Annotated in this window: 12 protein-coding genes; 9 read left to right on the plus strand and 3 right to left on the minus strand. The window is 67.9% G+C overall.

Annotated features, from left to right (window positions below; all coding sequences use genetic code 11):
* The first annotated feature begins 387 nt into the window (after positions 1–387).
* From G6035_RS00945 to G6035_RS00970, 6 genes are all read left to right on the plus strand, one after another.
* Complete coding sequence (locus tag G6035_RS00945) at positions 388–2127, plus strand: glycerol-3-phosphate dehydrogenase/oxidase (RefSeq protein ID WP_176615181.1); 1740 nt, start codon at positions 388–390, stop codon at positions 2125–2127.
* 20 nt (positions 2128–2147) lie between these two features.
* Positions 2148–2639: a PTS sugar transporter subunit IIA gene (locus tag G6035_RS00950; RefSeq protein ID WP_176615182.1), complete on the plus strand. Its 492-nt coding sequence runs from the start codon at positions 2148–2150 to the stop codon at positions 2637–2639.
* Between the two features lie 55 nt (positions 2640–2694).
* Positions 2695–3528, plus strand: a complete 834-nt coding sequence (locus tag G6035_RS00955) for an SURF1 family protein (protein WP_176615183.1) — start codon at positions 2695–2697, stop codon at positions 3526–3528.
* Positions 3529–3533: 5 nt separating this feature from the next.
* The gene (locus tag G6035_RS00960) at positions 3534–4037 is read left to right on the plus strand and encodes a DUF3817 domain-containing protein (RefSeq protein WP_176615211.1); all 504 of its coding nucleotides are present in this window, start codon (positions 3534–3536) and stop codon (positions 4035–4037) included.
* A gap of 99 nt (positions 4038–4136) precedes the next feature.
* The gene (gene guaA, locus G6035_RS00965; protein WP_176615184.1) at positions 4137–5726 is read left to right on the plus strand and encodes a glutamine-hydrolyzing GMP synthase; all 1590 of its coding nucleotides are present in this window, start codon (positions 4137–4139) and stop codon (positions 5724–5726) included.
* A 110-nt stretch (positions 5727–5836) separates the two neighbouring features.
* Positions 5837–10015: an AAA family ATPase gene (locus G6035_RS00970; protein ID WP_176615185.1), complete on the plus strand. Its 4179-nt coding sequence runs from the start codon at positions 5837–5839 to the stop codon at positions 10013–10015.
* A 113-nt stretch (positions 10016–10128) separates the two neighbouring features.
* Here G6035_RS00970 and G6035_RS00975 read toward each other — a convergent pair whose 3' ends face one another.
* From G6035_RS00975 to G6035_RS00985, 3 genes are all read right to left on the minus strand, one after another.
* Positions 10129–10950, minus strand: a complete 822-nt coding sequence (locus G6035_RS00975) for an RcpC/CpaB family pilus assembly protein (RefSeq protein ID WP_256127643.1) — start codon at positions 10948–10950, stop codon at positions 10129–10131.
* 257 nt (positions 10951–11207) lie between these two features.
* On the minus strand, positions 11208–11525 hold the full coding sequence (locus tag G6035_RS00980; protein WP_176615186.1) for an FmdB family zinc ribbon protein: 318 nt from the start codon (positions 11523–11525) through the stop codon (positions 11208–11210).
* 146 nt (positions 11526–11671) lie between these two features.
* The gene (locus G6035_RS00985) at positions 11672–12301 is read right to left on the minus strand and encodes a 5-formyltetrahydrofolate cyclo-ligase (RefSeq protein WP_176615187.1); all 630 of its coding nucleotides are present in this window, start codon (positions 12299–12301) and stop codon (positions 11672–11674) included.
* Positions 12302–12396: 95 nt separating this feature from the next.
* Here G6035_RS00985 and galU point away from each other — a divergent pair, with 95 nt between their 5' ends.
* The 3 genes from galU (at position 12397) to G6035_RS01000 (ending at position 14917) form a co-directional block, all read left to right on the plus strand.
* The gene (gene galU, locus G6035_RS00990) at positions 12397–13299 is read left to right on the plus strand and encodes a UTP--glucose-1-phosphate uridylyltransferase GalU (RefSeq protein WP_176615188.1); all 903 of its coding nucleotides are present in this window, start codon (positions 12397–12399) and stop codon (positions 13297–13299) included.
* A 5-nt stretch (positions 13300–13304) separates the two neighbouring features.
* Positions 13305–13922, plus strand: a complete 618-nt coding sequence (locus tag G6035_RS00995; RefSeq protein WP_176615189.1) for a GNAT family N-acetyltransferase — start codon at positions 13305–13307, stop codon at positions 13920–13922.
* Positions 13923–14098: 176 nt separating this feature from the next.
* On the plus strand, positions 14099–14917 hold the full coding sequence (locus tag G6035_RS01000; RefSeq protein ID WP_176615190.1) for a hypothetical protein: 819 nt from the start codon (positions 14099–14101) through the stop codon (positions 14915–14917).
* Positions 14918–15017: the final 100 nt, after the last annotated feature.

The raw sequence follows: 15017 nt of genomic DNA on the forward strand, positions 1-15017 counted from the left end.
GCATGCAGTTTTCGCCCTGCCTGTCGGCGCTCGTCGCGGTGATGCGAGTGTGGCTTGCTGGTCGTCATGCGGACCCCCGGGTGCGTTGAGGAGGGACCCTGCATTGCTGGAGCCCCGTTTCAGCTAGACAACAAGCTACCCCAGATCCTCGAGCCCGGCTATAAGTTATCCACAGCCCCGCCCGGCTGCCGGAGCCTTCCCGGAGACAGCCCCGGTTGCAACCGAGCGTCAGCCGAAACGCCCCCGATTGCAACCGAGCGTCGGTAGTGGCTGGTAGTGGGGGAGGGATGGGGGCGGGTCCACAGCGGGTTTGGTCCCCCTGCCTTTCTTGGCGGCAACCGCGTAAGGTTTTTGGTGTCAGCTAGTCGTATCTCCAGGAGGTCCGCAATGTCCGTTTCAGCCCATCCCAACGGCAATTTGGGCCCGGCAGCACGCGAAGCGAACCTCTTGGCGCTGAAGGGCTCGTCCGACCCCGGCCAGGAGTTGGACATACTTATCGTTGGCGGCGGCGTGGTGGGTGCCGGTGCGGCCCTTGATGCCATCACCCGGGGGCTGACCGTCGGATTGGTGGAAGCCAACGACTGGGCGGCGGGCACGTCGTCGCGGTCGTCAAAGCTGATTCACGGCGGGCTGCGCTATCTGGAAATGCTGGATTTTGCCCTGGTGCAGGAGGCCCTGCAGGAACGCGGATTGCTCATTCAGCGCATCGCGCCGCACCTGGTCCGTCCGGTGCCGTTCCTCTACCCGCTCTCCAAACGCTTCTTCGAACGCCCCTATGTCGGCGCAGGCATCCTGCTGTACGACACCCTCGGCCTGACCAGCGGCAACAGCCGCGGCCTCCCCATGCACAAGCACCTCACCCGCAGGGGCACCCTCCGCGCGGCCCCCAGCCTGAAGGATGACGCCATGATCGGCTCCATCCGCTACTACGATGCCCAGGTTGACGACGCACGCCTGGTCACCAATGTCATCCGCACGGCCGCCAGCTACGGCGCCCACACCGTCAACCAGACCAAGGTGGTCGACTTCCTGCGCGAAGGCGAGCGCGTCGTCGGGGCAAAGGTGCAGGACCAGGAAAATGGCGAGGAATTAGAAATCCGGGCCAAGCAGGTCATCAATGCCACCGGCGTCTGGACCGATGAAACCCAGGCCATGGTCACGGACCGCGGGCAGCTGAAGGTGCGCGCCTCGAAGGGCATCCACCTGGTGGTGCCCCGCGACAGGTTCCAATCCACGGTGGGCCTGATCCTACGGACGGAAAAGTCGGTACTCTTCGTCATCCCGTGGGGGCGGCACTGGATCATCGGCACCACCGACACCGACTGGAAGCTGGACAAGGCCCACCCCGCAGCGACGAGTGCGGACATCGACTACCTGCTGGAACACGTCAACAAGGTGCTCAAGCGCCCGCTGACGCGGGAGGACGTGGAGGGCGTCTATGCCGGCCTGCGTCCGCTCCTGGCGGGCGAGAACGACTCGACGGCCAAGCTGTCCCGGGAACACGTCGTCGCGCATCCCGTGCCGGGCCTGGTGGTGGTGGCCGGCGGCAAGTTCACCACTTACCGTGTCATGGGCAAGGACGCCGTGGACGAAGCCGGCCGGGCACTCGATGAGAAGGTCCCGGACAGCTGCACGGAAACCATTCCGCTGCTCGGCGCCGACGGCTACAAGGCGGCCTGGAACCGCAGGCACCGCACGGCCGAGCAGTCCGGCATCCACATCGCCCGGGTGGAACACCTGCTCAACCGCTACGGCTCCATGGCCCGGGACGTGCTGGACCTGATGACCGAGGACCCAAAGCTCGCCGAACCGCTGCCGGGCGCCGACGATTATCTGGGTGCCGAGGTTGTGTACGCCGCCACGCACGAGGGCGCCCTCCACCTCAACGACGTGCTCACGCGCCGCACCAGGATCTCCATCGAGGCGTGGGACCGCGGGGTGTCGGCCGCCCCGGTCGCCGCTAGACTGATGGGGGACGTTTTGGGGTGGAGCCCAAGCCGCGTGGACAACGAAGTGGCGCAGTACCTGGCGCGTGTTGAAGCCGAACGGCTCAGCCAGCAGCAGCCCGACGACGTCACAGCCGACGCGGCACGCCTGGGAACCCCGGGGATCGTGCCGCTGACGTAGTGCAGAGACGAAAGGTACTGATGACACCCGGTTCGCTTGAGCGGTATGAGACCGAACTGACCAACCCCGGCCTGGTGATTTTAGAAATGGAAGCCGGCTCCAAGGATGATGCCACCGCCCAGATGGCCGCGAAGCTCTTCGAGCAGGGCAGGGTCAGCGACCTGGCCGGTTTCCTGCGCCACGTCAGCGCGCGCGAACACCAGATGGCCACCGGCCTGCCTGGCGGAATCGGCCTGCCGCACGCCCGCAGCGACTACGTCACGCAAACGTCCATTGCCGTGGGCATCACGAAATTCGGCTACAGCCTAGACTTTGGCGCCGTCGACGGTCCCGCCACCGTGGTCCTCCTGGTCGCCACTCCGGCAAACTCGTTCTCCGAACACCTGGAAGTCCTCGCCACCCTCGCCCGCAGCCTCTTCAAGGAGAACTTCCGCGAATCCCTGCGCCGCGCCCACGACAAAGAGGTCATCGCCGAGCTGATCAACTCCACGCTGGTGTTCTTTGACCACTAGGCGTCGCCTGCCGGCGCATTCGTTGTTCTACACGGTTACGAAGTAACGTTGTAGTGTGTTAAAAACCGCCGTCAAGCCCAAATGGATTGCAGCCCTGGTCTTTGCCCTGGCCGTGGCTGCCGTCTTTGTCCTGCTGAGCCAATGGCAGTTTTCCCGGTCGACGCAAACAGACGTTGCCCCGCCCTCCGTCACCGAAAAGGTGCAGCCCCTGGTGACGACATTGCAGCCAGGGCATCCGATGCTCGGCAGCGAGGAGGGACAGCTGGTTACGGCAACGGGACACTTTGACGCCTCCAAGCAGGTGGTGGTCCAGTCCCGGGTGCAGGACGGAAAAACCGGGTACTGGGTTGTCACGGCGTTTGTCGTCGATGGTGCCGTGAAGCCCGCGGGCCAGGCTGCCACGGATGAAGTGGTGATCCCCGTGGCCCGCGGCTGGATTCCGGACGCATCGGACGCCAAGGCGCCACCGGCCGGAACCGTCCACCTCGAGGGCCGCCTCCTCAACTCTGAAGGCCCGGTCCTTGCCAAGAACCTGCCGGAGGGGGAGGTCAGCGCGCTGTCTTCAGCCGAACTGACCAACATCTGGCAGGCCACCACGTACGCAGCCTTTGTGGTGTCCTACCAGGAAAAGGTCAACGGGACCGACGTCGGCGCTGCCGCCAGCCACGGCGACCTGGTGCGCATCACCGTGACGGCGACCGACCAAAACGGCAAGGTCAACTGGCTGAACATCTTTTACGCCATCGAGTGGGTGGTATTCGCCGGGTTTGCCGTCTTCATGTGGTGGCGCCTGGTGGCCGACGAATACCGCCGTGAACAAGACGAACTCTTCGGCGTCGACCGCGGCGATGAGGCAGTGGAACAAGACTTAGGAGAGTCAGCAAAGTGAGCGAAATGAACCCGGCCCAGCCGAAAGACGCCGCGGCAGGGACCACCGGCCCGAAGGCCGCACCCAAGCGCAGGTTCGGCGGCACGCCCGCCCAGATCCTCGGCGCATTGAAGTTCTACAAGGTGCTGGCCTACTCCACCGGCACCATGTTGCTGCTGCTGTGCATCGAACTCGTGGTCCGGTACGGCTTTGACAGCGTGCTGATGGCCGGCGGGACCAACTCCATCACGGGCGCCTCGCACGGTTTTGGCTTCGTGGGGGCCGACGGCGTCATCGCCGGCGGGGTGAACATCTCCACCCTGGTGCTCATCGTGCATGGGTGGATGTATGTGGTGTACCTGATTGCCGACTTCCGGCTGTGGTCGCTGATGCGCTGGTCCTTTGGCCGGTTGGTCCTCATCGCCCTGGGCGGCGTGGTCCCCTTCCTGTCCTTCATTGTCGAGGGCCGGATCCACCGCGAAGTCCTGGCCGAGGTGGCCGCCAACCCCAAGGCCGGCAAGCGGTACTGACCTGGACTGGGCAGGGCGGCCCGGGTGCCGGTGTGAGTGCCCCGTCACGTGGCGGCCCGTACGGGTCGCCTGCCGGATGCCGTGGGTTAAGATTGAACCGTGACTAATCCCGCTACGGCCCAGACTTCCCAGAAGCCCGTCCTGGTTGTGGACTACGGTGCCCAGTACGCCCAGTTGATTGCACGCCGTGTGCGTGAGGCCAATGTGTACTCGGAAATCGTGCCGCATACCCATACAACTGAGCAGCTGCTGGCCAAAAACCCGGCTGCCATCATCCTCTCCGGTGGACCCTCCAGCGTCTATGCCGACGGCGCGCCCAGCGTCGGCGCGGACCTTTTCGAAGCCGGCATCCCGGTCCTGGGCATTTGCTACGGCTTCCAGGCCATGGCCGCGGCCCTGGGCGGCACCGTCGCCAAGACGGGCTCGCGGGAATACGGTGCCACCAACGTCACGCTCAGTGGCGAAGGCCGGTCCATCCTCGCCTCCACCCCGGCGTCGCAAAACACCTGGATGAGCCACGGCGACAGCGTCCAGGAAGCGCCCGACGGCTTTGACGTGCTGGCCTCCTCGGCAGGAGCCCCCGTGGCGGCCTTCGCCAACGAGGAAAAGTGCCTCTTCGGCGTGCAGTGGCACCCCGAGGTCAAGCATTCCGAATTCGGCCAGAAGGTGCTGGAAAACTTCCTGTTCAACGGCGCCAAGCTGGAACGCAACTGGACCACCGGGAACATCCTCGACGAGCAGGTCGAACGCATCCGCGAACAGATCGGCGACGCCCAGGTCATCTGCGGCCTCTCCGGCGGCGTCGATTCCGCCGTCGCCGCGGCCCTCGTGCAGCGCGCCGTGGGCGACCAGCTCACCTGCGTCTTTGTGAACCACGGGCTGCTGCGGGAAGGCGAGGCCGAGCAGGTCGAGCTCGACTTTGTCGCTTCCACCGGAGCCAAGCTGTACGTCGCCAACGAACAGGACCGCTTCCTGAACGCGCTCTCCGGCGTCTCCGATCCGGAGACGAAGCGCAAGATCATCGGCCGGGAATTCATCCGCGCCTTCGAGGAAGCGGAACGGGCCATCATGGCCGAGGCCGCCTCCGATGGCGGGGAAATCAAGTTCCTGGTCCAGGGCACCCTGTACCCCGACGTCGTCGAATCCGGCGGCGGCGAAGGTGCGGCGAACATCAAGAGCCACCACAACGTGGGCGGCCTGCCCGAGGACCTGCGCTTTGAACTCGTGGAGCCGCTGCGCGCCTTGTTCAAGGACGAAGTCCGCGCCGTGGGGGCCCAGCTGGGCCTGCCCGCCGAGATCGTGGGACGCCAGCCCTTCCCCGGCCCCGGGCTTGGCATCCGGATCGTCGGCGAAATCACCGGCGAACGCCTGGAACTGCTGCGCAAGGCGGACGCCATTGCCCGCGCCGAACTGACCGCTGCCGGCCTGGACGACGAGGTCTGGCAGATGCCCGTGGTGCTGCTGGCTGATGTCCGCAGCGTCGGCGTCATGGGCGACGGGCGCACCTACGGCCACCCGATCGTGCTGCGCCCCGTCTCGTCCGAGGACGCCATGACCGCCGACTGGTCGCGCCTGCCCTACGACCTGCTCGCCAGGATCTCCAATAGGATCACCAACGAGGTGGACGGCGTCAACCGGGTTGTCCTGGACGTCACGTCCAAGCCGCCGGGAACGATCGAGTGGGAGTAATCACCCTTACGCCCCGCTGGAGGGCTCCGATAGTCCGGATTAGGGCTTAATTTGGCGCCCTCCAGTGTGCCGGACCGGCATTGCAAGTTTGGGGCGCTAGCCTGAATTGCATGTCAGTATGGTCAAGACCGTTCCGAATGAGCGCAGAGAAGAAGGCATCCGTGTCCGACGTCGCAGGTCCCGATGAGGGCTCCATCGAGCTTCAAACCTGGCTTGCGGGACTCGACAGCTACGCAGGACCGGATACGGCCCTGGCCTTCAGGAAGACTGAAGCCGGCTGCATCGACCTGACCCACGCGCACCCGTCCGGCCTGGCGCAACTGCTGGCGGGCCGCAAGACTCGCCTGTCCACCCTGATCCGCGAACCGGAACACTATTCGTCCGCGAAGCGGGCCGCCGCCGCGCTCCGCGCCAAAATCTTTGAGCTGAGCACGGACCGGGGGATCGACGTCGGCTACCTCGCCGCCGGGCTGGCCCGCTGGTCGGCAGTCGGCGGCCCCAACAGCGGTGACGTCTGCGCACCGGTGCTGCTGGCCGCCGTCGCACTTACAGTGCGGGCCGGGCAGGACGACTACGAGCTCCAGCTCATGGAGCAGGCCCAGCTGAACCCGGCCTTGGTGGCCCACCTTGCCCAGAACGCCAACATCCGCGTGGACGCGGCCGCACTGGGGCGCCTGGCCTACAGCACCGCACGCTTTGACCCGGCACCGGTGCTGGACAAACTGCGCAACCTGCTGGCCCCCATCGCCGGCGCCACCGTGGAACCGGACCTGCTGGTGTCCACATTCGCGTTCCTGGCCGGGAACCTCAGCGACCCGGCACTGCTTGCCGGGACCGAGCTTCTGGACCGGCTCCAGCGCAACAGCGAAGGCGACGTGCTCCCGGTGGAGCTCGAACCCGACTTTGCGCGGTTCACGCCGCTTGACGAGCGCAAGCCGGAAGATGAAATCCTGGTCCGCGACGCCGATCCCCAGCAGCAGTATGTATTGGACCTCATCGGCGAAGGCGAATCCGTGCTGGTCTCCACCCCGCCGGGCACGGGACAGACGCAGACGGCCATCAATGCCATCGCCCAGCTGGTGCACGACGGCAAGAGCGTGCTGGTGGTGGGGGAGCGCCGGAGCACCCTCAACGAGCTGGCCCAGATCCTGGGCAGCATGGACCTGGACACCCTGCTCCTGCAACTGAGCGCGCAGACCGGCCCGCAGCAGATCAAGTCCCAGCTGATCCGTGCCATCACCCGCAACGAACGGGCCGAGGAGCCGCGGCTGGCCAGCCTCCACCAGACGCTGGTGGACCACCGGCACCAGCTGGTGGACCATGTGGCGAGCCTGCACAACGTGCGTGAACGCTGGGGCTGCTCGCCCTACCAGGCTATGCAGTCGCTGGCCGAGCTGACCTCCATCCACCCCGCACCCGCCACCACGGTCCGGCTCAAGCGCAGCGTCCTGGACAGCATCAAGGAACGCGTCGAACTCAGCGGGCGCCTGCGCCGCGCCGCCGAGCTGGGCTCCTTCAGCAAGGCGGCCGTCGGCAGTGCCTGGCACGGGGCACGCCTGGTGACCCGCAAGGAAACCGAGGCTGCGTACGCCCTGGCCGAGGAACTGTTCAAGGAGGTCCCCGCCTTCGCGGAGAAGATGCGCGAAGTGGCCGACTTTGGCCAGATCCGCCCCGCGGACACCTTTGCCGGGTGGGGACGCCAGCTCGACATGCTGGTGGCCATCCGCGAAAGCCTGGACAAGTTCAAGTCGGACGTTTTTGACTGGCCCATCGACGAGATGATTGCCGCAACCGGAAGCGCAGCCTGGCGCCGCGAACGCGGCATCGACATGCCCGCCCTGCAACGGGCCCGCTACCGCCGCAACGCCAAGGACTTTGTCCGGCCCGGGGTGCACATTGCCGACCTGCACCAGTCGCTGATTCAGGTCAGCGAACAAAGTGCACGCTGGGCGGAAGCCGCCACCAGCAAACGGCACCCGACAGTGCCGGCCGGGCTCGCCGAGCTGAACCGCAGCTACCGGGACCTGAGCGGGAAGCTCAATACACTGGGCGCAGCCTTGGAGCGCACCGTCGACGGCGGCGATCTCGCCAACGCGAACGGCGGCGAACTGGTGGGCCGCCTGGACGCCCTCGTCCAGGACAAGGAGTCGCTGGCCACCCTGCCCGAGCGGACGCTGCTGCTGGAAAGCATGCGCGAACAAGGACTCGGGGAACTGCTTGACGACCTCGCCAGCCGCGAGGTGGGACCGTCGGAAACCCGGGCCGAACTTGAGCTGGCCTGGTGGCAGTCCGCCCTTGAGGCCATGATCAGCGGGGACGACTACCTGGCCATGTCCGACGGCGACAAGCTGCGCCGCCTCGAGGCCGAGTTCCGCCTGGCGGACCAGGCGCACGTGGCCTCCGGCCCCGCCCGGATCCGCTGGAAGCTCGCCGAGGAGTGGCGCCAGGTGATTGCCGGGCGCAACCGCCAGGGCGAAATGCTGCGCAACGTCCTCAAGGACGGCCGGGTGTCCCTGGAAGCCCTCGGAATCCAGGCCCCGGACCTGCTGAAAAACCTAGTGCCCGTGTTCACCGCCAGCCCCCTCGTGGTGCCCTCGGTAATCCCGGCCGGGTTCCGCTTTGACACGGTGGTCATCCTCGACGCGGAGTCCACCTCGCTTCAGTCCGCCCTGCCGGCCATTGCCCGGGCCGAGCAGGTAGTGGCGTTTGGCGACGAACAAACTGCCTGCCCCCGCAGCTTCACGGTGGCCGTGGGCAGCCCGGCCAACCGGTCCCACGAGCACCCGCTGGAAAGCGTGTTCGGGGCACTTTCCCGTGTCCTGCCCCGACACCGGCTGACGGTCGCCTACCGCGCGGTTGATGAGGACCTGGTCCTGCAGCTGAGCCGAGGCTTTTACGATTCCCAACTCGAGCGCCTGCCCGACGGCCGCGCCGTCACCGGGCTGGAACGGTCGTTGACCGTGGACTACCTCCCGGACGGCAAGGGGCTGCCCGGCACCGGCGACGGCGGCGTGGAATCCGTGGTGGCCGAGGTCAACCGCGTGGTGGACATGGTCTTTGAACATGCCCGGGTGCGGCCACGGGAGTCCCTGGCGGTCATCACCGCCAGCAACCGCCACGCCGTCCGCGTGGCGCAGGCCATCCGCCTGCAAATGGCCAACCACCCGCTGCTGGCAGGCTTCTTTGAATCCGGCCCGGAGTCGTTCCGGGTTGTCACGGTGGACCGTGCCGCCGGGCTGGTCCGCGACCGCGTGATCTTCTCCCTGGGCTACGGGCGCACCCCGCATGGCCGGGCCCTGCACGGCTTCGGTCCGCTGTCCGAACCCGACGGCCGCGCCAAGTTTGCGCTGGCAATGACCCGGGCCCGCCACCACAACCACATCATCACCTGCTTCCGCCCTGAGGACCTGGACGAGAACCGGCTCAGCCACGGAGCCGTGGACTTCTTTGAATTGCTGGACCGCGAGCTGGCCGGAAACTCCCTGCTGGGAAGCCCCGCGACCCGGGCAGAGGACAGCGAACGGGAAACCGGCGAGGACCCGCTGGTGGCGGATTTGGCCGACCGCCTCCGCGCCCGGGGCGCCAGGGTGTGGCACCACTACGACGGCGCCCTGGACATTGTGGCCGCCCCCGACCCGGTGAGACTGCTGGGACGCGAGGACCACGAGATCCCCGTGCCAGTGGCCGTGGAATCCGATGGCACGGCCAAATACCGCACCATGAGCGTGCGCGAGCGCAGCCGGCTGCGCCCGCAAATGCTCGAACGTCTCGGCTGGCGCTATGTGCCGTTGTGGACCATCGAAGTCTTTACCGACCCTTCCAGCTGCGCCGACCAGATTGGCCGGTACCTGGATTTGGTGTCCACAGCCGGCGACGACGAACTGCCCTCGCTGATGGGCACGGCCCTCGACACGTCCATGACGGCCGTCATCGATTCCCCGCGTTCCCGGCGCCGCTCGGGGGCGGGGGACCAGACGCCGCCTGCCGTGCCGCGCCCCGGGACCGGGGCAACGGAGCCCCACGGCGCGGACGCAGCCGAAAGCGGCGAAGCAACAAAGGCACGTGAAGAAAGCAAGGACACGGTGGGCACTCCCGGGAAGAACACCAACACCGGCAAGAAACCGACGGGCACGCAGGCACCCCATGCAGCTCCGGGGGCCGTGGCGGACGACGCCCCGGTGCTGCCCACAGTGGCACCGAATGACGACGACCACGCCTGGGGCGACGACCGCCGCGACCGTGGCCACGACGAATGGCTGCGCGAGAACAAGCCCCCGCACTGGGGCTAGCAGTTTGGAACGGCGGCGGCGCTGCCGGGCAGTGGTGCCGGTGCGGGCCACTGCCCGGGTGGCTGGACGCCGATTGCATCCGCGCCGGCAACTGGTCCCTGGGCGGCACTGCCTCATTTGACCAGGACCAGGAAAATTTTCCCGCGCGCCGAGGCTCCGGCGAGCTGGAGGGCCTGGTCATGCGTCGCGGCGACCACCACAAGCCCCTCTGTGTCCTGGACCGGCAGCAGCCCGCCACCAGGGGCGGACAAGGCAGGGGTCCAGAGCACGGCCACAGAACGTGCCAGGAGCTCATTCTTCATCGGCCCGTCAAGGCCCGTTCCTGCACTGAGCACCACATCCACCTGCTGGCCCTGGCGCAGCAGCTGCACGGTGGTGGGGTCGGTGAGCCGCAGCGGAACGGCCTGGCTGCCGGGTGCTGCGCCCACCAGGAGTCCGTCGCCGAGCAGGGCCGCATCCGTCACCACCTCACCGCGGCGGACGGGTCCGGACAGCCGCATGCCGACCCACGTGGGTGCGTGCCCGCTGCGGGAAGCGACGGCGGCGCTGCCGGGCGGCCCCTTCACGCCCTGGCCTGCCAAAACTTCCGAGCCCGGAGGTGCCAGGCTGCCGGCGGGCACCATGGCCGGGCTGACGGCGGCCGCCGTGAGGTCCGCCAAGGCCAGGACGTGGCCCGCGGGGAGGTCGCGGGCAGCCACCAGCACCGGGGCCGTGGCCGGGGGAGCGGGTGTGAGTTGTTGGACCGCGATGGCGGCGGCGGCACAGAGCAGGAGGGCCGCGGCGAGCCGGCGACGGCGCCGGACCCAGCGCCACAGCCGGTGGGGTGCTGGGGCTGGGTGCGGCCGGGCGGACCAAGGCCGGCCCCATGGCGCTGACGAGGGAGGGGCGTAGTATCGCTGCCGGCTGCGCCGTGCGGGGCTGGTGGATGACCTCATGGGGCCACGCTAGGCGCGCCCCGGATGCGTGGGCAGGGGCCCGCTGCGGGAATGTGGGCAACGGGCGCCTCACCGCCGGCTGTGGAGGGATAAAGACGGACCGCAGGGGGATATTCCACCACGTCCCGGAGTCCATCGGGCCGGCGTCGCAGGGCCGGTCAGCTTGTCAGCCAGACTGCCGGGCCCAGCCGGGCCTCAGGGGTCCAGGCAAGCCTCAGTGGTCCAGCCCAGACCGCCAGCCGGCCTGTTTTGTACGGTTAGCTGGCGACCGGAGCTGCGGCTTTGGCCGTTGAACTTGAGGTGGCGGACGCGGAAACGGACTCGCTGCCGGTGCTCCCCGAAGCGGCCGTGCTGCCCGCACCCGAGGCGTTGCTGGCGGCCGGAACAGTGCTGGAACCAGAGCGCGAATCGGTGCGGTAGAAGCCGGAGCCCTTGAAGACGACGCCAACGGAGTTGAACTTCTTGCGCAGTTTTCCGCGGCATTCGGGGCAGACGGACAGGGAGTCGTCACTGAACGACTGCTGGATGTCGAATGCATGGCCGCAATCTTTGCAGGCGTACGCGTAAGTGGGCACTGGTTTCCTCCTGGATGCATGCGTAGGGACCGCAGTTGCCGGTGCAGTGGTGCTTGCACTGGCTGGCAGTCCTAGGTCCCGAGTGCTAATTCTAGCACCGCTTACCATAACGTCCCGGGCACGTTACTTATTTCACAAGCCTTGGTTTACCGCGCCGCAGGGCGGGCCGGGCTCCATCCGTCGGGGGTCACCAGCCAGCCGACGGGCTGGTCCAGCACGTCGTGGGGGAGGACGCCCGCGGGGAACACCTCCCCGACGTGGACGACGGCGGCCGTCGGCACTGCGCGCTCACCGCCGGCAGCGTGGGCAGCCCGGGCGGCAAGAAAGCGGTCGTAGTAGCCGCCCCCCTGGCCCAGGCGCACGCCCGCCGTGTCCACCGCCAGGGCCGGCAGCAGAATGCCGTCCACCGCACCCAGCTCGGAGAAAGCCAGCCGCGGGCCCACCGGCTCCATGACAGGGGCCAGGTCGCTGCGGGCCAGCTCCACGCCGGGGGTCCATGCAGTCCAGGACAGCCCGTGCCCGGGTTCGCACACGGGAACAAAGACCGGGTGACCGGCGGCGAAGAGCGTCTCCAACAGCGGGCCGGTTCCCGGCTCGCTGCCGGAGGAAATGAAGGCGCAAACCATCCCCGGGGAACTGCCCCCGCGCAGCTGCGCGGCCCACCCGGCCCCGGCGGCAGCCAGGCGGTCGGCGGCGAGGCGGCGGGCGGCGTCGTCCATGGATAGGCGGGCGGCGCGCAGGCGCGAACGCCACTCGGACTTGGTGCGGGGTGTCATGGGCGGCCTGTTCGGAGGGGACGGTGCGTGCTTCACCTGCCCAAACTAGCAGGACGCGGGGCGGGGAAGGGGGCGTTATCCGCTAGCCTAAGAGCATGACTGATGTTTCACGTGTACGTAAAGCCGTTATTCCTGCGGCCGGGTTGGGGACCCGTTTTCTCCCGGCGACGAAGGCGATGCCGAAGGAAATGCTGCCCGTGGTGGACAAGCCGGCCATCCAGTACGTGGTGCAGGAGGCCGTCAGTGCCGGGCTGACGGATGTGCTGATGATTACCGGGCGGAACAAGCGGGCCCTGGAGGACCACTTTGACCGGGTCCCGGTCACGGAACAGCTGCTGGAGGCCAAGGGCGACACGGAGAAGCTGACGGCGGTCCAGCATGCCACGGACCTTGGCGAGATCCATTATGTGCGCCAGGGGGACCCGAAGGGCCTGGGGCATGCGGTGCTGCGGGCGAAGACCCATGTGGGGGATGAACCGTTCGCGGTGCTGCTCGGTGATGACCTCATTGACGAGCGTGATGAGCTGCTGACGACGATGATCGAGGTGCAGGCCCGCACGGGCGGGTCGGTGGTGGCGTTGATCGAGGTGCCGCGGGAGAAGATCTCCGCCTACGGCTGTGCGGACATGACCGTGGTGGACGGGGAGGCGTATGTGAAGGTCAACCACCTGGTGGAGAAGCCGGCGGTGGCCGATGCGCCCTCGAACCTGGCCGTGATCGGCCGGTACGTGCTCCACCCGGCCGTCTTTGAGGTCCTGGAAAACACGCCGCCGGGGCGCGGGGATGAAATCCAGCTCACGGACGCCCTGCAGACCCTGGCCACGCGTGAGGGCGAGGGCGGTGGCGTGTACGGTGTGGTGTTCCGGGGCCGGCGCTATGACACCGGGGACAAGCTCAGCTACCTCAAGGCCGTGGTGACCCTGGCCTGCGAAAGCGAGGACCTCGGCCCGGACCTGCGCGACTGGCTGGGCGAATTCACCGCCGAGCTGGAGAAATAACGCCCGTGTGGGGCCAGGCCATTTGGCCGGTGACGCTCGAATCCGGTGACCTGGTCCTGCGCCCCATCAAGCTGCGGGACAAGGCGGAGTGGACGCGGGTGCGCGCCCGCAACGAGGCCTGGCTGCAGCCGTGGGAGGCCAGCAACCCTGCCAGCCAAGGCGCACTGCCCACCTTTGGCGGCATGGTCCGCGCCCTGAACGAGCAGGCTCGGGCGGCCGCCGCACTGCCCTTCGTCATCACCGAACGGGTGCCCGGGCGGGCCAAGCCCGTCATCGTGGGGCAGCTGACGGTGTCCTCGATCATGTGGGGCTCGGCCATGATGGCGACGCTTGGCTATTGGGTGGACCAGGACCGGGCCGGGCGCGGCATTGCACCGACGGCCGTGGCCCTGGTGACCGACCACTGCTTCCGCACCCTGGGCCTGCACCGGATGGAGATCAACATCCGTCCGGAAAACGGCCCCAGCCTGCGCGTGGTGGAAAAGCTGGGCTTCCGTGACGAGGGCCTGCGCCCGCGCTACCTGCACATCAACGGGGACTGGGCCGACCACCGCAGCTTTGCGCTGACGGCCGAGGAGGTCCCCGGGGGCCTGCTGAACCGATGGCTGGGCAGCCTGCGGTAGCCGGGCCGCAGTAATTGTTTGACCACCTTGCGACACACCGGCAGTAATGCTGCTGGCGGCATGTTTGGCCTCTAGGGTTGAAATGTGGAAGCGACGCCGGGTTTCCCATTTTTGGTGGTTGTTGTGACTGCCACGCCGCAGCCGGCACAACAGACCAGCAGTAGCAGGAGACGTCAATGGAACGCATTATTTCCGACGCCCACACCCCCGTGGAGCCGGAACGCCCATCCGCCGCGCCCGTTTCCGGCCATCCGCCACTGCGCATTTACTGGGGCCGCACCGCCGTCGCGGCGGTGGGCCTGATTGCGCTGTTCACCGCAGTGGTATCCGGCGCCCTGACCGTCGTGGACCTTGGCTCGGCTCCGCTGGCCTGGGCGGGCCTGGTGGTTTTCCTGGGCGTCCTGGCCGGACTGCGTGCCGTGGCCGTGCGCGATGACAACGCCCGCCTGGCTGCTGCCCGCCGGGCCGCTGAACGCGCGACGGCGGACGCGGCGTCCGCGGCATCGACCGGACCCGCCGTGGAACCGCGGGAGACGGTCCTGTTCGACGGCGCCTCGGGCGGCCTTGAGGCGGACGCCACCCCGGTGCAAAAGCCGCTGACGGCCGAGGAGCTGCGCAACGCCGCCCTGCGGGTCGCCGCCAAGGGGACGGCAGACGCCAAGCTGGCCCACACACAGACCCTTGCCGAGGGAGAACTATCCGCCGAAACATGGGTGCCGGTGGATGTGCCCAAGCCCGCTTATGTCACGGCTGCCCGGGCTGCCGCCGCGGCCGCCATGCCGCTCGCCGTGCCGGAAGTCCCGAAGTCCGCCGGGACCTCCATCAAGGCCGACCAGGCCGGAATTGGCGTACCGCCGGTTGACGGCGAGGCGCCGGCCGCCGTCGTCATCGGCGGGGGCTCGGCAGAGGAAGCACCGGTTGCCGCCGCCCCGCAGGCCAACAATGGCCGCGGGCTGAACAACCTCGACGTCGTGCTCCAGCGCCGCCGGGCATAACGTCCCCGCTGGCCGGGCAGCGAGCCCTGCGTAACGTCCCCGCTGACCGGGCAGCGAGCCCTGCGAGCGCGTCGAGACCAGGGGACCGATAGGCGGGCTA

This window comes from Arthrobacter sp. SDTb3-6 (genome assembly GCF_013376095.1).
In the GTDB taxonomy this organism is placed as follows: domain Bacteria; phylum Actinomycetota; class Actinomycetes; order Actinomycetales; family Micrococcaceae; genus Specibacter.